Source organism: Nocardia sp. NPDC004654 (assembly GCF_040609595.1).
In the GTDB taxonomy this organism is placed as follows: Bacteria; Actinomycetota; Actinomycetes; order Mycobacteriales; family Mycobacteriaceae; genus Nocardia.
Window position 1 is genome coordinate 158600 of record NZ_JBEXKI010000005.1, and the last position, 17496, is coordinate 176095.

The 17496-nt window shown below is 66.1% G+C and carries 18 protein-coding genes and 2 pseudogenes; 6 read left to right on the forward strand and 14 right to left on the reverse strand.

Annotated features, from left to right (window positions below):
* Positions 1-79 precede the first annotated feature (79 nt).
* From ABZV58_RS18235 to ABZV58_RS18250, 4 genes are all read left to right on the forward strand, one after another.
* Entirely contained in the window at positions 80-1186 is a 1107-nt protein-coding gene (locus ABZV58_RS18235; protein WP_355001703.1) for a 3-oxoacyl-[acyl-carrier-protein] synthase III C-terminal domain-containing protein, read from the forward strand.
* 169 nt (positions 1187-1355) lie between these two features.
* A complete protein-coding gene (locus tag ABZV58_RS18240) occupies positions 1356-1790 on the forward strand; it encodes a nuclear transport factor 2 family protein (RefSeq protein WP_355001303.1) in 435 nt (144 codons plus the stop codon).
* A gap of 260 nt (positions 1791-2050) precedes the next feature.
* Entirely contained in the window at positions 2051-2227 is a 177-nt protein-coding gene (locus tag ABZV58_RS18245; RefSeq protein ID WP_355001304.1) for a hypothetical protein, read from the forward strand.
* Between the two features lie 59 nt (positions 2228-2286).
* Complete coding sequence (locus ABZV58_RS18250; RefSeq protein ID WP_355001305.1) at positions 2287-3879, forward strand: HD domain-containing phosphohydrolase; 1593 nt, start codon at positions 2287-2289, stop codon at positions 3877-3879.
* Between the two features lie 22 nt (positions 3880-3901).
* Here ABZV58_RS18250 and ABZV58_RS18255 read toward each other — a convergent pair whose 3' ends face one another.
* From ABZV58_RS18255 to ABZV58_RS18265, 3 genes are all read right to left on the reverse strand, one after another.
* Entirely contained in the window at positions 3902-5695 is a 1794-nt protein-coding gene (locus ABZV58_RS18255) for an ATP-binding cassette domain-containing protein (protein WP_355001306.1), read from the reverse strand.
* Positions 5696-5802: 107 nt separating this feature from the next.
* A complete protein-coding gene (locus tag ABZV58_RS18260; protein WP_355001307.1) occupies positions 5803-7005 on the reverse strand; it encodes a lipid-transfer protein in 1203 nt (400 codons plus the stop codon).
* Entirely contained in the window at positions 6998-7390 is a 393-nt protein-coding gene (locus tag ABZV58_RS18265; RefSeq protein ID WP_355001308.1) for an OB-fold domain-containing protein, read from the reverse strand. Before ABZV58_RS18265 ends, ABZV58_RS18260 begins: the two co-directional genes overlap by 8 nt.
* Before the next feature lie 184 nt (positions 7391-7574).
* Here ABZV58_RS18265 and ABZV58_RS18270 point away from each other — a divergent pair, with 184 nt between their 5' ends.
* Together ABZV58_RS18270 and ABZV58_RS18275 are read left to right on the forward strand one after the other, a co-directional pair.
* A complete protein-coding gene (locus ABZV58_RS18270; protein ID WP_355001309.1) occupies positions 7575-8357 on the forward strand; it encodes a GTP-binding protein in 783 nt (260 codons plus the stop codon).
* A gap of 141 nt (positions 8358-8498) precedes the next feature.
* Positions 8499-9770: pseudogene (locus tag ABZV58_RS18275) on the forward strand (molybdopterin-dependent oxidoreductase); the annotation flags it as partial.
* A 137-nt stretch (positions 9771-9907) separates the two neighbouring features.
* Here the strand turns inward: ABZV58_RS18275 and ABZV58_RS18280 are convergent.
* The 11 genes and pseudogenes from ABZV58_RS18280 to ABZV58_RS18330 all read right to left on the reverse strand — a co-directional run.
* Positions 9908-10212: pseudogene (locus tag ABZV58_RS18280) on the reverse strand (transposase); the annotation flags it as partial.
* Positions 10213-10365: 153 nt separating this feature from the next.
* Positions 10366-10740 carry a hypothetical protein gene (locus tag ABZV58_RS18285; RefSeq protein WP_355001310.1) on the reverse strand — a complete coding sequence of 125 codons (375 nt, stop codon included), beginning with the start codon at positions 10738-10740 and terminating at the stop codon, positions 10366-10368.
* Complete coding sequence (locus tag ABZV58_RS18290) at positions 10737-11048, reverse strand: type II toxin-antitoxin system Phd/YefM family antitoxin (protein ID WP_355001311.1); 312 nt, start codon at positions 11046-11048, stop codon at positions 10737-10739. The genes ABZV58_RS18285 and ABZV58_RS18290 overlap by 4 nt, the downstream gene beginning before the upstream one ends.
* Before the next feature lie 100 nt (positions 11049-11148).
* Positions 11149-11451, reverse strand: a complete 303-nt coding sequence (locus tag ABZV58_RS18295; RefSeq protein ID WP_355001312.1) for a hypothetical protein — start codon at positions 11449-11451, stop codon at positions 11149-11151.
* 22 nt (positions 11452-11473) lie between these two features.
* A complete protein-coding gene (locus ABZV58_RS18300; protein ID WP_355001313.1) occupies positions 11474-12217 on the reverse strand; it encodes a hypothetical protein in 744 nt (247 codons plus the stop codon).
* 690 nt (positions 12218-12907) lie between these two features.
* Positions 12908-13162 carry a hypothetical protein gene (locus ABZV58_RS18305; RefSeq protein ID WP_355001314.1) on the reverse strand — a complete coding sequence of 85 codons (255 nt, stop codon included), beginning with the start codon at positions 13160-13162 and terminating at the stop codon, positions 12908-12910.
* Positions 13159-13779, reverse strand: a complete 621-nt coding sequence (locus ABZV58_RS18310) for a hypothetical protein (RefSeq protein ID WP_355001315.1) — start codon at positions 13777-13779, stop codon at positions 13159-13161. The genes ABZV58_RS18305 and ABZV58_RS18310 overlap by 4 nt, the downstream gene beginning before the upstream one ends.
* 187 nt (positions 13780-13966) lie before the next feature.
* Complete coding sequence (locus tag ABZV58_RS18315; RefSeq protein ID WP_355001316.1) at positions 13967-14395, reverse strand: hypothetical protein; 429 nt, start codon at positions 14393-14395, stop codon at positions 13967-13969.
* A 356-nt stretch (positions 14396-14751) separates the two neighbouring features.
* A complete protein-coding gene (locus ABZV58_RS18320; RefSeq protein ID WP_355001317.1) occupies positions 14752-15381 on the reverse strand; it encodes a hypothetical protein in 630 nt (209 codons plus the stop codon).
* 274 nt (positions 15382-15655) lie between these two features.
* Positions 15656-16099 (reverse strand): hypothetical protein, encoded by a 444-nt coding sequence (locus ABZV58_RS18325; protein WP_355001318.1) that lies wholly within the window; start codon positions 16097-16099, stop codon positions 15656-15658.
* A 794-nt stretch (positions 16100-16893) separates the two neighbouring features.
* On the reverse strand, positions 16894-17376 hold the full coding sequence (locus tag ABZV58_RS18330; RefSeq protein WP_355001319.1) for a hypothetical protein: 483 nt from the start codon (positions 17374-17376) through the stop codon (positions 16894-16896).
* Positions 17377-17496: the final 120 nt, after the last annotated feature.

Consider the following 17496-nt stretch of genomic DNA (forward strand, 5'->3'; position numbering starts at 1 on the left):
AGGAAGAACCGGCGCTATGTCCATTGTTCTCGATCAGGCACTGCTCACCCGCACGGCTGTGCACGCGCGTCAGCACACGATGCTGTTGGCGCCGCCGACGACCGCACCCGTCATCGAGGCGATTGCGACCGGCGCGCCCAGCCTGGTCCTCGACCAATCGGAGGCAGCGGACTGGATGGCTGGACAGTTCACCGATCCGGAGCAGCGAACCCGGGTCAGGCGCATCTTCGGCAAGACCATGATCGACAGCCGGCGATTCGCGGTCGACCCGCTGGATCCTCGACTGCATGCGCCTGGTGGCGAAACGAGGAAGATCCAGGATCGCATGCACCTGTTCTACCGCCATGCCGTTCCATTGGCGATCGATGTGGCTCGGCGCGCGCTCGATGGTGTCGACCCGGCTGACCTCGGCCTTTTGGTGTTCGCCACGAGCACCGGTGTTATCGCGCCCGGCGTGGATGTCGCGGTCGTCGAAGATCTCGGACTGCCTCGGTCGGTCGCTCGCCTGGTGGTCAACTTCATGGGCTGTGCGGCAGCGATGAACGGAATTCGCACTGCCTCGGACTTCGTGCGGGCCAACCCGGACAAGAAGGCGATGGTCCTGTGTATCGAGCTGAACTCGGTGCATGCCGTCCCCGTCGAAGACATCGACGACGCGGTGACTCACAGCCTGTTCGGCGACGGGTGCGGTGCGGTCGTCATCGGGGCACGGCGAGGGGCGGAGCAGGCCGAATCCGGGACGATCGTCATCCGGGACAAATTCACTCACCTGTTCGAGGGAACCGACGACGGCATCGCGGTCGGCGTCAACCACGACGGCATCAGCTGTGAGCTGTCCGAGAACGTACCCGAGTACATCTACAACGGCGTCGCTCCCGTCGTCGGAGACGTTCTGCGCCGCAATGGGTTGCGGCAGCAGGACATCGATGTGTGGGCGATCCATCCGGGCGGGCCGAAGATCCTGCTCGAATCCGCGCGATCGCTCGGCCTGCCGCCGGAAGCCGCGTCGACGAGCTGGGATGTGCTGAGTGAGTACGGGAACATGTCGAGCGTCTCGCTGATCTTCGTGCTGGAGCGGATCGCCGGTCAGGCAGTGACGACCAAGCCGATTTCGACGGGCGTCGCGTTCTCGTTCGCGCCAGGAGTCACGATGGAGGGATTTCTCTTCGACGTCGTTCGCCGCTGATCATGCGGTTTTGTCGCAGACCCGCATTGGCCGATGACCGCACCGGCCGATGCCGGGGCCGCCGAGGCGCAGGCCCCGCCCGCCGTGCACGCCCGAGAATCCGGGTCTCGAAAACGTTTGCGCGAGGGCTAGATTGGTGTGCGACCGAATGCGGAATGTGGTGACGATCATGGCGACTGTGCAGAACGCGAACAAGGAACTGGTGCGCGAGATCTTCGATCGGATGGCCCGCGGCGATATGCGCGCGCTCGGCGAGGCGATGGCCGACGATTTCGCGTGGATCTTTCCCGGCGACTGGTCCTGGGCGGGTACCTGGGCGCCGAAATCGGTTGTGCTGCACGAGATGTTGCGGCCGTTGATGGCGCAGTTCAGCAGCTATCGGCTGGAGGCGGACAGTATCGTCGGCGAAGGCGATCGTGTCGTGGTGCAGGCGCGCGGCCACGGCATCACCACGCGAGGCGAGACGTACGAGCAGACCTACTGCATGATCTTCCGCGTCGCTGACGGGCGCCTGGTCGAGGTCGTCGAATACTGCAACACCGCCTTGGTCGAGCGAGTGCTCGAGCCGATTGGTCCCCCGCCGGGCGCGGTAGGCGGCGAGTGAAGTCGGCGCGACTCCCCCGCTGGGCGATTCGATTCGGGACGGGCCGATTTCCCATGTCTGCGGTCCGAAACAACGTCCGCGACCTGTTCGAAGCTCGTGGAAACCGGACACATCGAACCGTGAGTATCTTTTTCACACAACAAACCCCCGGTGACCGGGCGATGTGGCGGCAAGCCTTGTCCCCGTCACCGCGTCGGCGGACCATCGAGGAGAGTCACGGTTGTAAGTCGTTATCGTCTCTCAGCAAAGGAACCATGGAAATGCTCGCCAAGGCTGCCGCGGCGCTCGCCGCGATTGTGATCCCGTTGTCCGTCTGCACCATCGCCGCGCCCACCGCGTCGGCCGCGCCCTCGCCCGAGACCACCCCCGCACTCGGCCCGGTGGTCATCTGCCTCAACATTCCGCTCGGATCGGTGTCGCTGAGCTTCTGCATCTGAGCCGACTTCTTCGGATGAGACCTGGCTTCCTGGGTGGCCAGGTCTAGGACAATGGGAAGATGCACCCGCACGGGATGCCGCCCGGCTCGGGAAAGGGTCTGAGCAGAGCCGAACTGCTCGCCGCGATATCGCTGGCGATCGACCTCGGTCTGGGTCAGCCGATGGAACACATGCTTCGCTCGTCCTTGATCGCGGCACGGATCGCCGAGCGGATGAGTCTCGACCCGCAACAGCGGGCGACGGTGTACTACGCCAATCTGGTCGGGTGGATCGGTTGTCACGCCGACTCCCACGAACTCTCGGCGCTCTTCGGCGACGACATCGCCTTCCGGGCCGACACCTACACGGTGGACATGACCGGCCTCGCGTTTCTGCGGCTGATGACGAGTCATGTCGGACGGGGACTGCCGGGCTGGGAGCGCGGCATCCGTGCCACGTCCTTTCTGGTCACCGCCCGCAGCCAAGTCGCCACACTGATCCAGTCCCATTGCAGTTCCGCCGGGGTTCTCTCCGATCGGATGGGTCTGGACGAGCAGGTCGCGAAGGCGCTGGCCCACGCCTTCGAACGCTGGGACGGCCGGGGGTTGCCCAACGGTTCCCGCGGAGACGATATCCCGGTCGAGATCCACATCGCGCACGTCGCGGACGTCGTCGAGGTGCACCTGCGCACGGGCGGGCTCGAGCACGCCAAGGATGTCGTCCGTTCTCGGCGCGGCAGTCAGTTCAGCCCGGCCGTGGCGGCGGTGTTCGAGGGCGACGCGGCGGCGATCGTGGACGGGTTGCTCGAAATCGACGTCTGGACAGCGGCGTTGGCCCGAGCACCGGATCGTGACCGAACCCTGACGGCCGAGGAGAGCGACGAGTTGCTCGAGGCCATGGCCGATTTCGCCGATCTCAAATCTCCGTTCGCTCTGGGGCATTCGCGTGGCGTCGCGAACCTGGTGGCCGGGGCGGCCCGGCATCTGGGCATGTCGCCGTCGGACATCACCCATCTCTACCGTGCCGGTCTGGTGCACGGTCTCGGCAAAATGGGCGTGTCCAACCGGATCTGGGAGAAGAAGGGGCCGCTCACCACGGCCGAATGGGAACGGGTACGGATGTATCCGGATCTGACCGGCCGGATACTGAGTCGGGTCAACGGCTTGGAGCCGGTGGTGCCCCTCGCGATGAAGCACCGGGAACGGATCGACGGGTCCGGCTTTCCCCGGGGGATCGCCGGCGCGGAGTTGACCGCGCAGGACCGGCTGCTCGCCACGGCGGACGCTTATCAGCGATTGCTCGAGCCGCGTCCCTACCGGGCGTCGCTCGATCCTCGCGGCGCTGCCGATCGGATACGAGAGCAGGCGCGCGCCGGACGCCTCGACGCCGAGTCGACTGCGGCCGTGCTCGCGGTGGCCGGTTCGCGGAACTCGCGGCGCACGCCCTGGCCGGCCGGGCTGACCGACCGAGAGGTCGAGATCCTGCGACTCGTCGCGCAGGGCCGATCGAACAGAGAAATCGCCGCCGAACTGTTCATCGCCGAGAAGACGGCGCGCAACCACGTCGAACGGGTCTACGTCAAACTCGGCGTGAACAACCGCACGCAGGCCAGTCTCGCCGCGATCGACCGGGGGCTGGCGGGCTTCCCGGTCCATACGGCCGTCGGACAGTGAAACATCCGCTGCCCCAGGTACTTCAGCGGGATGCGCCGGGCCGGGACCGCCGATCCAAGACCCATATCGTGGCCAGCACGAGGCCGACGGCGAACGATGCGAGCGCGAGGAGACTGGCGCCGGTGCCTCCGTGGAAGGTGTCGCCGTAGGCGGACATGGCAGGCAGCGTGGCGGTGTAGCGCTCGAGATCCAGGTCGCGACCCAGCGCTTCGAATGCGTGACGGTTGGACAGGCCAAGACTCATCAAGCGTCCCGGGAGGGCCATTTCGTCGACGGGGACTATGGCGCCACCGAACAACACCTGAGGGAAGCAGAGCATCGGCAAGGCGAGGGCGGCCTGCGCGGCGTTGGAGACCGCGGCCGAGGCGAGCAATCCAAGGGCCAGTGCCGAGGTCGCCTCGATCACGATCGTCACGAACAGCAAGGCGGAGACGTCCCAGCCGACGGCGGGGAGCCGACCGAGCGCCCGCAGCACACCGAGCAGCACCGCGCTCACTCCGGCAAGCACCGGAAGCAGCGCTGTCACCTTGGACGCCACGTAGGCGCCCACGCTGAGTCCGGCCAGGCGCTCGCGCCGGAAGACGGCCATCTCCCCGACGATCTGGAGCAGGCCGTAGGTAAGGCCGAAGAAGAAGCCCGCGAACGCGATCCAGAACACGATCTGGGCCGGGCCGAGGTCGGCCGCGTTGCGCGGATCGAACGCGTCTCGCTGGAACAGCGTCGCCATCATCGCCGTGACGAGCACCGGTGAGCCGAGCAGGACCGCCAGGGTCAGCCGGTTGCGAAGGAGAACATCGACATTGCGTCGGCTGAGTAGCCACCATTGCCGGACCATGTCCGTGCGCTCGACGTCGGAACGGGTGGCGGGGATGGGCGGGAGAGCCGAGCCAGGCCGGTTCCCACCGCTGTCCGCGAATCGCTGCGCCCAGATCTGTGGGGTGTCCTCGTGAGCCAGCCGCTCGTACACCTCGGCGAGATCCTCGACGCCGAAGTAGCGCCGAGCCTCGGTCGGGCTGCCGGTGAACGCCAGGTGACCGTCGCGCGCCAGGAACACCACCCGGTCACAGCGGTCGATGCCGGTCGGCTCATGCGTCGTGAGGACGACGGTGACCCCGCGCTGGCTGAGTCGGCGCAGCAGACGCATCACATCGGCCGCGGTCGACGGATCGAGCCCGGAGGTGGGTTCGTCGAGGAAGAACAGGTGTGGCCTGGTCAGCAGCTCCACGGCGATACTGGCCCGCTTGCGTTGGCCGCCGGAGAGCGCGCGGACCGGCACCTCCGCCCGATCGGCCAGGTCGAGGTCACGCATCGTCTCGTCGACCACCCGGTCCGCCTCGGCCGCCGAGGTGCCCGCGGGCAGCCGCAGCCGCGCCGCGTAGCGAAGCGTGCGGCGCAGGGGCATCTCGAGGTGGATGATGTCCTCCTGGGGCACGTAGCCGATACGGGAATCGGCGCTGACCCGGACCCCGCGGACGACGCCGTCGTGCCGAACCTCCCCGGCAGAGGGTGGTCGCAGTCCCGCGAGGATCTCCAGCAAGGTGCTCTTTCCCGCGCCGCTGCCGCCGGCGATGGCGACCAACTCGCCTGGTTCGACCGACAACGACAGCTTCTGGAGAATCTGTCGCGCCCCGACACGACGGCTGACCTCGACCGCATCGACTCGCCCGCCGACCGGCGTTCCCACTGAAGTGGGTGTATCGAACCGCTCGACGGTCGCCGATTCGAATGTCGATTCGGTCATGACCGGTGATCTCTGTGCTTCCCGAACTCGCTTCGTCATGCCCTGATCATCGGTCCGCCGCCACCGTGGTCGCATGAGGCGTTTGCCTCAAATCGCGCCCACCGTCGGCGAAACAGCGCACCGTCACCGAACCCGGACATGGTCGGGGTTCGGTGACGGTGACCTGGAAAGACCCCGCGATGTCAGCGGGTGGCGATGATGGCCGAGCCGTGGCCGAACAGGCCCTGGTTCACCGCGATACCCGCGCGGGCATTGTCCACCTGGCGGCCGTCGGCCTGGCCGCGCAGCTGCCACGTGAGCTCACAGACTTGGGCGATGGCCTGCGCGGGGATCGCCTCACCGAAACAGGCCAGCCCGCCGCTGGGGTTCACGGGCACACGTCCGCCCAAGGTCGTCGCGCCGCTGCGCAACAGTGCCTCCGCGCCGCCCGTCTCGCAGAGCCCGATGTCCTCGTACCAGTCCAGCTCCAGTGCGGTGGACAGGTCGTAGACCTCCGCGAGGGACAGATCGGCGGGACCGAGCCCGGCCTCCTCGTACGCGGCGTGGGCGAGGGCGGAACGGAACGGGCGGGGCGGGGCTTCGACGGCCACCGCGGAGTCCGTCGCGAAATCCGGCAGGTCGAGAACGGTTTTCGGGAACGTCGGCGTGACGGTCGACAGCGCCCGGATGCGGACCGGGTCGGCGACGCCGTGCCGGCGCGCGTACTCCATCGAGGTCAACACCAGTGCGGCCCCGCCGTCGCTGGTCGCGCAGATGTCGAGCAGCCGCAACGGGTCCGAGACGATCGCCGAGGCGGCGACCTCCTCGACCGAAACCTCCTTGCGATAGCGGGCATGCGGGTTGTTCAGGCCGTGCCTGGCGTTCTTCACCTTGACCGCGGCGAAATCGTCGAGCGTGGCGCCGTGCAGCGCCATTCGGCGGCGGGCGTACAGCGCGAAATAGATGGGATTGGTAGCGCCGAGCAGGTGGAAACGCAACCAGTCCGGATCATCGCGTCGCTCACCGCCGACGGGCTGGAAGAAGCCTTTCGGGGCGGCATCCGCGCCCACCACCAGTGCCACGTCGCACAATCCCGCCAGGATCTGGGCGCGTGCGTTGGCGATGGCTTGCGCACCGGAGGCGCAGGCGGCGTAGCTGCTCGAGATCCGCGCACCCGACCACCCCAGCGCCTGAGCGAAAGTCGCGCCCGAGACGAAACCGGGGTATCCATTGCGGATGGTGTCCGCGCCGGCGATATAGCCGACGTCGAGGTGGTTCACTCCGGCATCGGCCAGCGCCGCGCGGGCGGCGACCAGCCCGTATTCGACGAAGTTGCGCCCCCACTTGCCCCATTGGTGCATGCCCGCACCGAGGACGGCGATGTCGCGATCGTTCGTGTCAGTCATCGATCGGCCTCCACATCCACACCGTGTGCTCCGCTTCCTCGTCGGCGTACAGCGTGCCGAGGGTCAATTCGACCGGCATGCCGACGGCCAGGTCGTCCACCGTGAGGCCGCGCACGACCTGCCCGAGAATCACCATCTGCTCGGCCTCGAGTTCCACTGCCGCAACGACATACGGCTCGAATGGATCGGGCGAGACATAGGGCGCCGGAGGTTTGTACCGAGCGTCCGCGTACGACCAGATCCGCCCGCGTCTGGAAAACAGATGCTCGACGAGCTCGGAGCCATCCTTCGGACCGGGACACTGCGGGTTGCGGCAGGCCAGCGTGTTCCGCGGGAAATACGGGGTGGCGCAAACCTCGCAGCGACTTCCCTTCAGGCGCACCACGCCGTCGTCCGCAGTGAACCAGTCTGGCACGGCGGGCCGTTGTTCTTTCTGCACAGCCCGACCGTATAGGAACACGTTCTACTTTGGGGTCGAATTCCGCTCCGGCGATCCGCCGGCGGAGGTACGGTCGGTCTGGATCGAGGACGTCCCGACACCTCGAGTCGATCTGGAGTACCGCAACGCGATGGGCGCCAAAGCCATTGATCCACAGACAATCCGCAACGTCACCCTCGTCGGCGACCCCGACGAGACCATCCGGGTGGCCCACCTTCTGCGCCGCCGCTGCGGACAGCCCGGCTCCGGCGCCCGGGTCACGGTCGGTTGGACGACGGGCCGCGTCGAGCACACGATCCGTATCGCCGCGCTGACAAGCCATGCGCCCGTCGCGGAGCTGGAGCGGTCCATCCGGGTAGCCGACGGTGTGATCGCGGTCGTGAACGCCGCCGCGCACCCCACCTCGCGCCTCGAGACGATGTTGCGGGTCGCCGACGACTACCAGGTCGCGCGCCTGTGCTTGATCAACGGACTCGACCACCCCGCCGCGGATTTCGACCGCTGTGTCCGCACGATCGCCGACACCCGCGGCGCGGTCCCACTGGCGCTGCAGATCCCCCTCGGCGCTCACCCCCCGTTCGAAGGCGTCATCGACCTGCTCTCGCTGTGGGCCCACGAACCACTGGCCGCCGAACTCTACGGCGGCCAGTGGGCAGTCGGCGAGCGGTGGTACGGCAAGCTCGTGAAAACGGTGATCGAACAAGCCCCTTCGGATCCGAACGTCTTCCCTGACATCCCGCTCGACTGGTTGCATCACCGCATCCGCTCCCTCACCCGCATCGGTGAGGTCGTACCCGTCCTGTGCGGTGCGGCGCCCACGAGCGATGACAGCGCCACGCTCCTGGACGCCATCGCCCGCTACCTGCCCTCCCCCATGGATGTCTGCCAACCCGAACACGCCCTCGACTATTGACGTATTCGCGCCGGATCGGTGCTCGCAGGTCACCGGAATCCGACCTGGGCAGGAGACCGAATTCCGACCGTAAGTGGATCTACGGCGGCGGGGGTGCGCGGTAGCCTGGGGCCAGCGACCGGCGGAAGGTGTCGAAAACCCATGAGCGCTACCACCATTGCCCGGCAGTGCACGTTGTGCGAAGCCCACTGCGGAATCCTGGTCACCGTCGAGGACGAGCGGGTCACGCGGATCGAAGGGAATCCCGAAGACGTGCTGTCGAAGGGATACATCTGCCCCAAGGCGACGGCGATGGGTGGGTTGCACCACGACCCGGACCGTTTGCGCGCCCCGGTGCGGCGGGTCGGCGCGTCGTTCGAGCCGATCGGCTGGGACGAGGCGTTCGCCGAGATCGGCAGGCGGCTGCGAGCGGTGCGCGCCGAGCACGGACCCAGCGCGATCGGCATGTACCTCGGCAATCCCGCGGCGCACAGCTCGTCGGTGCTCTACGGCGCACTGCTGCGGGCGGTGCTGTTGACCCGCAACTTCTACACCGCGTCCTCGATCGACCAGTTCCCGCAGGAATTCGCCGCGTGGCGGATGTTCGGGTCGAATGTGCTGATGCCGGTGACCGATATCGACCGCACCGACCGGCTGGTGATCCTCGGCGCGAATCCCGCGGTGTCCAACGGGTCGATCACCACCATGCCGGGGGCGAAACTGCGGATCAAGGAAGTGCGCAAGCGCGGCGGCACGGTCGTGGTGATCGACCCGCGGCGCACCGAGACCGCCCGCCTGGCCGACGAGCACGTGGCCGTGGCCCCCGGCGGTGACGTGTATCTGCTGCTGGGCATGCTGCACGTGCTGGTCACCGAGGGGCTGTGCGATCAGGTCTCGGTTCGTGCGCAGTGCTCGGGGTGGCCGGAGTTGAAGTCCCTGGTGGCCGGGGTGACGCCGGAGGCGATGGCGCCGCACGCCGGAGTGGACGCCGAGACGATCCGCAGTCTGGCCCGCGAGCACGCGAGCGCGCCGTCCGCGGTGCTGTACGCGCGGATCGGGGTCTGTCAGCAGGTGACGGGCACGCTCACGCATTGGCTGGTGAACACGATCAACGCCGTCACCGGGAATCTGGACCGGCCCGGTGGGCAGATGTTCGCCACCCCGCCGATCGACGCCGCGCGGTACGCGAAGTATCTGCCGATGGGCTACGGGGCCTGGACGGATCGCTCCGGCGCCTACAAGTCGTTCCGTTCGGAGTTGCCCGTGGCGGCGTTGGCGGACGAGATCCTCACCGAAGGTCGCGGCCGGATCCGGGCGATGATCACCTACGCGGGTAACCCGGTGTTGTCCACACCGCAACGCGGGCGGCTGGACGCGGCGCTGGAATCGCTGGATTTCTATGTGGCCGTGGACATGTACGTCACCGAGATCTCTAGTTTTTGCCGCGAATTCGCGCCGAAAAGCCGACATATCAGCGCAACAACATCTTTCGCGAACCGGCCGTGCTCGACAGTTCTCATGAATCAGCATTGATTCCGGTCAGAGACATTCGGGCCGACGATGATCTGCGACTAGGTTATATCTCCCAATAGCCTCAGCCATTCGACCGCGAGTGTCATGACGATCCCAGCTCGGAAGGTGCAGGCCAGCTTGTCGTAGCGAGTGGCGACACCACGCCAGTGCTTGATCCTGTTGAACGCCCGCTCGACCACATTTGCGACCCTTGTAGGCATCGGAATCGAACCCCCGGCGGGCGTCCACCAGCACGTCCACGACGTTTCCTGTTGGCGACCTGATCGGATCGTTGCGGGATCACCGCTTTGATCCGCCTGCCTCGCAACAGCTCTCGATTCGCCGCCGAGGAATACGCCTTGTCGGCCAGGACCCGATCACGCGAAGCCGCGAACCGGCTCTACCAGCGAGCAGGCTTCACACCACGCGATTCCCTCACCTACCGCCAAACACTTGACAACACCGGGCCCACCGCGTTGACAAAAACATAGGGACACCCCCCGGCTACGGCGCCCCCTTACGGCAAGGCCTCGATCTCCACGTCGTAGCCGGTATAGCGTTCTGGCCGCTGCGTCATCACGCTGCGTTGGAGCTGGCGAGCGGACCAGACGACTGGCGCGATGAGTGGCCAATCGGTCGGGTCTGCTCCGATCGGTACGTCGGCAGCGATGCGGTCCGCGGTCTCGATGTCGAGCTCCACCCAGCGCACCACTCCGCGGGCGGCGAACAGCTCGGAGAAGTCCCCGTCCACTGCAAACCGCCTAGCGGCCATCAGCGACATCGACGGGACCACCAAAATATGGCGCTGCACGGCTAGCTGCCGCAGCAGCACGTAGCCGTAGGTCGGGGTTTCGGCGAGAGTGATCAGTGCGGAGTCATCGGCGACGCTCACGCCGCGCCCGCCGCGCTACCACCGGCCTGGTTAAGCTTGCGCAACCACTCTTCGGCCCGCGCACGGTCCTCAGGGGAGCTGTCGGCCAACTTGGCATCCAGCCGGGCGATGGTCTCGCGGCGAACTGCTTCGTCGAAGTAGGCCGGGGGCAGCGCGCCGGCCTCGAGGACTGCGGCCGGAACCATCACTACGGCGTCCTTGCCCTCGCGGGTGACCACGACCGGGCGGCCGGAGTCGGAGACCTCCTTGACGACCTTGCCCAGTCGGTCGCGCAGTTCGGTCAGCGGCACGCTTTCGTAGTCGGACATACTCACGACTGTACGCCGCACTGTACAGTCACGAAACCGTTGTGCTGTGGGCAAAACGTTGGGCTCTGCTTCAGGTTTGCGCGGTCCGCCGATCGCAGTCTCAGTCCGCCGCTGTTCGGATGGTGGCGGAACTGGCACGGCGGTCCAGGCTAGGCCAGCTGGCGATTTCGTCAGCGGCCCGAGCAGGGGCAATGAGACGCTCGACCGGGCGGGCGTGTCCAGGCCGATCGGTGCGGGTACTAATCTGCACCAGCACGGTCAGGGGCGAGTCCTCTCCATAGGGCCGGGCGGCCAGAATGGCTTGTCCTTCGCGCTGCGTGACTTCAGGTTCGATGCCTTCTTCTTCCAGTACACGCTTCAGGCGCGCGAGCAAGGAGTCGACGGTGTGCTTGTTCTCGGTCATGATGAAGGTCTTTCGGGAGTGGTCAGCGGGGGAGCAGGGCAAGGGACACGTGCGAACCGACGTCCACACTCCCCTGTCCATCGGTGTCGGCGGCGCCGGGTAGCAGGTAGACCAGGTCGAAGCGGCGCTCGGCGAACTGGGCGAGCGCGGCGTCGAGCAGTCCCTGCAAAGTGGTCACTCCGCCAGAGACAGCGTCGTCGAGCGCGTCATTGATCCCACCAGTGCAGAACGGGCCGCCACCGTCGTAGTCGTAGCTCCAGCCGTCGACAGCTGAGCGGAGCCGCCCACCACGGTCGGTGAAGAACAGCACGTAGTAACTGATGTCGCCATCGGCGTCGGTGCAGAACCACGGCGTGCCGATGTGGAAGTCGAAGGCGATCCGTACCAACAGGTCCAGTTCGCCATGGCGGCCCGGTTCGTCATCGTGGTAGGGCACGTGCAGCCATGGGATCCAACCCGCTCGGACCTCAGACCTGCGGCTGGCCGCGCCTCCGAGCATCTGGTCAATCGCGCCGGTGACCGCGGCGGTGTTGGCCTGCGCGTGAAGGTCGATGAGCAGTTCGCGGTCTTCGCGTTCCCACACCAGCGTGCTGCGTTGTGTGATGCCCGCATCATTAATCCAGGCCCATACGCCGGCACCGTGCCGGATGCTCAGAAATTCGGTGTCACCGCGGAAATCAGTGCGGCGGAACCAGTACTGCGATAGGACAGGCATGGTATTCCTCCTGCAATCCAACAGACTACGGGTAGCAACGGATTGGGTCATTTGAGATCACAACCCGATAGGACCATCCTTGAGCCATCGATGCGGTCGAGCGCGAGTGCTGCACTACCCGAACCGCAGGCCGTTAGCTGGCGTTTCGCGAGTAGTGGGCATCGCCCGTCACCGGTCAGAGCGTCGAATTGCCGGGGTGCTCGGGTCGGGTGGCGGCCCCGATGCGGTGCCATCCGCAGCGTGTACCTCGGTCGCTCTGGACTCAGAATCGTCAAGAGATGCGTGGTTCTCTCGGTAAGACCCACAAGATCGGGACCGTGGTCGCGGTCTGGTGGCGTGGGTGGTCGCGTTCGGCTTGTTGGGCGACCGTGACCTGCTGAGCGGACGGACCTGGCCCAGGGACAGCTGCTGGATGGGCGGCCCGGATGCGGTCTTTGGCTGCGGCTTGTTCGGGGGTGAGCGCGTCGCGGCGCTGGCGTTCGACGACGGCGGAGGTGAGGCGGGTGGAGGCTTGGGCGGCTTGTTCTTCGAGGCGGGAGCGGGTCTGCGCGTGGCGCGTTCGGCAGCCTCGATTTCGGCGGCCAGAGTGGTGGTGTCGGCTGCGCGGGCCAGCAGAGTGGACCACTGGGCCTGCGGCCCTGGCGGTTGAGCCCCGCGCGCGGCCGGGCGTGGTGTTGCTCAACGTACGAAGCGGGCAGGGGCGCTCGGAGGCTCATCCCGGGTCGCTAGGGCATCGATGTCCTACAGCCCGTCGAAATCGCGGTCGGTGACTCGTTCGGGGTAAAGGGCCAGCTCCAGCTCACGCCCGTCGAGCCCGCTGAGCTTCTCCATCTCCTTGAAGACACCTCGGTTGGAGTCCTCAAGGGAAGTCCAGATTTCGCACGGCGCGGGCCGGAGGCAGGTGATGCACGCGCCGTCTTCGCCCGGCTCATGTTGGAGAACGACCTCAGCGAACGTGGCGCGCCATGTGTCCCTCGACCGGTAGGCGGCTTTCATCCTCTCGCGGTACTCGGACGCCATCGCCCAGGCCTTGCCCGCATAAGCACGCAAGTCGGCATCGTGTGCTCGCAGCCGTTCAAGCTCGCGATCGGTCCGCTGGACCAGAACCGGGCCATGTGGCTGCACACGTACCCGGCGTCAGTGTCGGTGTAGCCCTCACGAGTGCGCTCGGCAATCAGCAGCCAGAACGATTTCGCGGTGAGGTAGTGGCGGCTGGTCTGCCATGTGTAGCCCGGCAGCTGGCGGCGAAGGTGGGCAAGTACACCGGTGGCGATGCCGTTGCCCCACAGGTTCTTCTGCACCTCGAGGTTGCCGATGTAGCCGATGCGGCACTGATGGCAGACCAGGTAGCTGACCTTCCCGATAGGCCACCCCTGCTGATCGCGGCACCAGAGCGTGATCGAGCGGGTATCGGTCGCGGCCCCCTCGGTGATCGGGGGGCCGTAGGGCTCATAGCGCACCGCACGCCGCACCTGCCACCGCCGCCAAGTCCGGCGCGGATTCAGTCTCCGCAGGAACGGATGCTGCGGCCGCGGCCACAGATACCGCGCAAACCGGTCCTCACCGCCAGTGGCTTCCTGATCCTGCGCTGCATCGTCGCCCGCCATCGTCATCCCCGCTGTCCCCTCGGTCGCCTTGAGCGATTGTGCCGCCCGGCACCGACAGCGACCATGACCGCAGCGAATGACGCCCCAAGACAAACCGTCGAAAATCGATTTATCGACACTCGGTTGAGGGAGGTGGAACAGCCCCGGAACGCGGGTGCGGTCCGGGGCTGTTGTGGGTTGGGTGGTCGGGGTGTCAGCGGCGGTGCACGCAGTAGAGCTTGTCGTTGTAGGCGGCGATCGCAGGTGCGGTCCAGCTGATGGCGGAGGGGATCTGGCTGAAGGAACTCCACTGGGTGCCGTCGAAGGATGCGATGTAGAGGTTTTCGTTGCCGGAGCCGTGGACGGCGCAGTACAGCTTGCCGTTGAGCACGGTCAGCGACGGGGCCATGTGGGTGGTTCCCGAGGGGAACTCGGTGAACGAACTCCATGTGCTGCCGTCGAAGGTGCTCCAGAACAGGTGGGTATTGTCTTTGCTGCCGCGGACCACGCAGTACAGCTTGCCGTTGTAGGCGGCCAGCGCAGGCGCGGCATTGGTACTGCCGGAGGGGAAACCGGCGAAAAAGGTCCAGGTGTCTCCGTCCAGGCGCGACCAGGACAGACGTCCGAGCGGGCCGCGGACCACGCAATACAACGTGCCGTTGAAGGCGGCACGCTGGCTCGTCCGCCATGAACGGCATGATTGGCAGGAATTGGGCCTCACTCCATGTGCTGTCGTCGAAGCTGTTCCATTTCAGCTGGAGGTTGAATCCTGAGTCAGGGTCATAGCGTAGGCAGTGCAGGCGGTTTCCCAGGACCGCCAGCGCGGGCGCGACGTGGCTGCTGCCGAAACCCAGGTCGGTGAACGACGACCAGGTGGTGCCGTCGAAGGTGCTGACCCGCAAGGTGGGGTCGCCTTCTCCACGCACCATGCAAAAGAGCTTGCCGTCGAAGGCGGCCAGCGCGGGACGGGTGTGGCTGCTGCCGGAGGGAAAACACGATCTACGGGCTCCAGGAACCGTTGGAGAGGGCGCGGTAGCGCAGCTTGCGGCGCGCAGGGGTGTCGTTGGCTCGGATGTAGAGCCGGTAGTGGCCGTTGCTGGCGAAGTTCCAGTAGCCCTCGTGGCCGGGTCGGCTGGCCAGCGCGGCCAACGCGTTGCGGTTGAACGCGAGGCTGAGCTCACCGACCAGGTCGTCGTCGTTGGTCAACCACTCCAGCAGGGCCGCGAGCAGGGCGGCGACGACCCCGATCAGAGCGGCAAGGGAGGCGTCTTCCTTCTCGCCGTGCTCCATGATGTCCACCGCGGCGTCCACACAGTGCTCGGCCATGTCCCCGAGGGCGCCTTTGAGCTCTTCCCAGATGCCGCCCTCATCGCGCTCCCAGCATTCGATGTTGGTGAACAAGGTTTGCTCGACCAACCCCGCGACGGCCTCGACGCCGCCGCGCGCCGAGGCCGCAAAGGCGGCCGCCCGCGCGTGGTCGACGACGACAAACGCCGCGCGATCCTGGCCCGCCATGCCGAGGGCCAATCGCTGCGCGAGATCGCCCGCAGCGTCGGCGTCAGCCTGGCCGTAGTGCACGGCGAGGTGAAGACAGCGCAGGCAGCGGAATCCGCAGGTCAGCTCTGACATCCGCATACGGCGGCCACTGACATTTTGGTGGCGAAAACTACTGACACCGAATGGCGAACCTGCTGGTCAGCTACTGCCAGCCTGATGGCGAGGCGCACCTGGAGCGGTACGTTCCCCGGTGCGGAATGTCCGTTCCGTGCGAGCCTTTCGGACGACAGGTGTTCTGACCTGCGAACCGAAAGGAAGATGAAGTCGAACGGAGTCTGGGTTGTTCGGATCTAGTTTTCGGATTTCCGTGACACGGCTGCCGTCGCAACTGCGGTTGTCGAGTCCACTAGCTGGTGGCGTCGATCTCTGTGCGCGCCGATTCACGAAACCGGCTCCAGTAAGGGTGCAGATAGTCCCAAACGTCCTTCCCGCCTGGGACGCCATGCCAGTAGACCTTGTTCAGTTCTCTGGCGATCGCACTCAGAGGGGCCTGCAACTGGTCGGAGCAGATTAGCGCAAGCTTATTGTGCAGGAACCACATTCGGTGAGAGAGTTCGGACGGTCGAGCAGGGTCGTTGTCGCTGACCCTCCGCTCCATCTGTTGGTAGATGTCGTAGAACTCCTCGATCACGGTCTTCTTCTCTGCCCGCAGTGCTGATGCATGTGCTAGCGCTTCGCGCTGCTCGGCAGCTCGATTTGACCGATTCTGGACCTCCAACGTCGCAAAGGCTCCGATGCTCGTTCCGAGGAGAGTGCCGACGATGCCGAATATGCCGAGGAGCAGTTCCATGGGCATATCATCGCGTCGAGCCGAGCGATCGATACCCTTGTGCGCGATTGATCTGATCGATTCGTCTGCGTCGCAGACTATTCGACCGCCTGGTCCGAATCGCATCTACCGGCTGCGGAACTTTCGTTGTCGGCGTGGTCTGGGTGTGAAGTAGGGGCGTTCGCTGGCGGACCAGGGTCGTGGTGCGGGGTTCTGTCTCGGTTGGGCAGGTGGCCAGGGCGCGGGTTCGGTTGCGTCGGCGAGGTAGTCCTGTGGTGCGGGGTGAGGCCGGTGGAACGCCAGACGTGCTGTTATGCACCCAGGCGCTGGCGAACCTGCGGGCAGCGGCGACCGATCCACGGGTCGCTCAGTACCGCGAGCTGTTTTTGAGTCGTGCGCTGCCTGACAGCGGTCCGCGAAGAATTCGCCCTGCAGTCTCCAGGGACGAAGTCGCCTGCCCGGCCGATCACCAGGGAGGCCAGGTACTACGGCTACGACGGTCTTGCCGCGTCGTGCAGCGTGTGTGCGAGCACGCTCGCCCCCGTCCTTACTCGGGGAACCGATGGGCGCGGCCGCCGCCGCGTCTTCTGCAGCAACGCCTGCCGACAACGCGCCTATCGGCGTCGCCGCGCGATCCAGAAATTCAGCGACGCCGACTTGGCGCGCCTCGCACGCATGAGCAACCTCCTGCGGATTCTCTGACTCACCGGAGACTGTGAAGAGGAAGGTCCACGGCGACAACGTGATTGAGGTGTGGATGAGGCTTGATCGGCTGTGCCGTTTCAGGTGGCCTGGTGGCATGCCGAGAACCGCTGCTATTGGTTCTCGATCAGGGCAATGATTTCGTCGGCGTGGAGTTGCAGGGTGGTGTCGAAGCTGGTGTAGCTGCCGGACTGGTCAACTCCGAGCCTGCGTCCGATCTCGTTCACGATTCGTTTGATCGCCGGGTACCGCTGGACGAGCTCCGGTTCCAGGCGCCCGCGCGAGCTCTCCAATACGGCGGCGATGGTTTCTCGTTCGGTGTCGCGGTCCCAACCCATTCCCTCGGCCAGGATTCTCAGGTCACCGGCGGGCCCGTCCGGGAGATAGTGCTGGTAGGTCAGCCTTTCGGCAACGTGCCCAGCCATCAGCATGTCGACCGCGTCGGCGGCTCGGTGCGGCATCCAGGACCTGTGGTCGGCGGTAGTCAGGCGTAGGCCACCTGCCACTGCGGGGCCACCGCCCAGCAATTCGGCGAGCGCGCCCGGATGCGCGATCGTGATGTCGACGAACTCGATCCCGCGCGCATGAGCGATCACAGCGTGAGCTGATTCGTGAACTGCGACGTGGGAAAGCCACCCGTGCTCGGCGCAAATGAACTGGTCCAAGCTCATGACTACGGCACTCTACGCATCGGTCGAGCTATCTCGGATCAATTT

Coding starts and splice junctions, on each gene's coding strand:
- ABZV58_RS18310 (WP_355001315.1), bottom strand. CDS start 13,779: ATGACGATGGCGGGCGACGATGCAGCGCAGGATCAGGAAGCCACTGGC.
- ABZV58_RS18260 (WP_355001307.1), bottom strand. CDS start 7,005: ATGACTGACACGAACGATCGCGACATCGCCGTCCTCGGTGCGGGCATG.
- ABZV58_RS18255 (WP_355001306.1), bottom strand. CDS start 5,695: ATGCGACCACGGTGGCGGCGGACCGATGATCAGGGCATGACGAAGCGA.
- ABZV58_RS18295 (WP_355001312.1), bottom strand. CDS start 11,451: ATGACCGAGAACAAGCACACCGTCGACTCCTTGCTCGCGCGCCTGAAG.
- ABZV58_RS18320 (WP_355001317.1), bottom strand. CDS start 15,381: ATGTCAGAGCTGACCTGCGGATTCCGCTGCCTGCGCTGTCTTCACCTC.
- ABZV58_RS18325 (WP_355001318.1), bottom strand. CDS start 16,099: ATGGAACTGCTCCTCGGCATATTCGGCATCGTCGGCACTCTCCTCGGA.
- ABZV58_RS18300 (WP_355001313.1), bottom strand. CDS start 12,217: ATGACCCAATCCGTTGCTACCCGTAGTCTGTTGGATTGCAGGAGGAAT.
- ABZV58_RS18250 (WP_355001305.1), top strand. CDS start 2,287: ATGCACCCGCACGGGATGCCGCCCGGCTCGGGAAAGGGTCTGAGCAGA.
- ABZV58_RS18245 (WP_355001304.1), top strand. CDS start 2,051: ATGCTCGCCAAGGCTGCCGCGGCGCTCGCCGCGATTGTGATCCCGTTG.
- ABZV58_RS18270 (WP_355001309.1), top strand. CDS start 7,575: ATGGGCGCCAAAGCCATTGATCCACAGACAATCCGCAACGTCACCCTC.
- ABZV58_RS18240 (WP_355001303.1), top strand. CDS start 1,356: ATGGCGACTGTGCAGAACGCGAACAAGGAACTGGTGCGCGAGATCTTC.
- ABZV58_RS18235 (WP_355001703.1), top strand. CDS start 80: ATGCTGTTGGCGCCGCCGACGACCGCACCCGTCATCGAGGCGATTGCG.
- ABZV58_RS18305 (WP_355001314.1), bottom strand. CDS start 13,162: ATGAAAGCCGCCTACCGGTCGAGGGACACATGGCGCGCCACGTTCGCT.
- ABZV58_RS18290 (WP_355001311.1), bottom strand. CDS start 11,048: ATGTCCGACTACGAAAGCGTGCCGCTGACCGAACTGCGCGACCGACTG.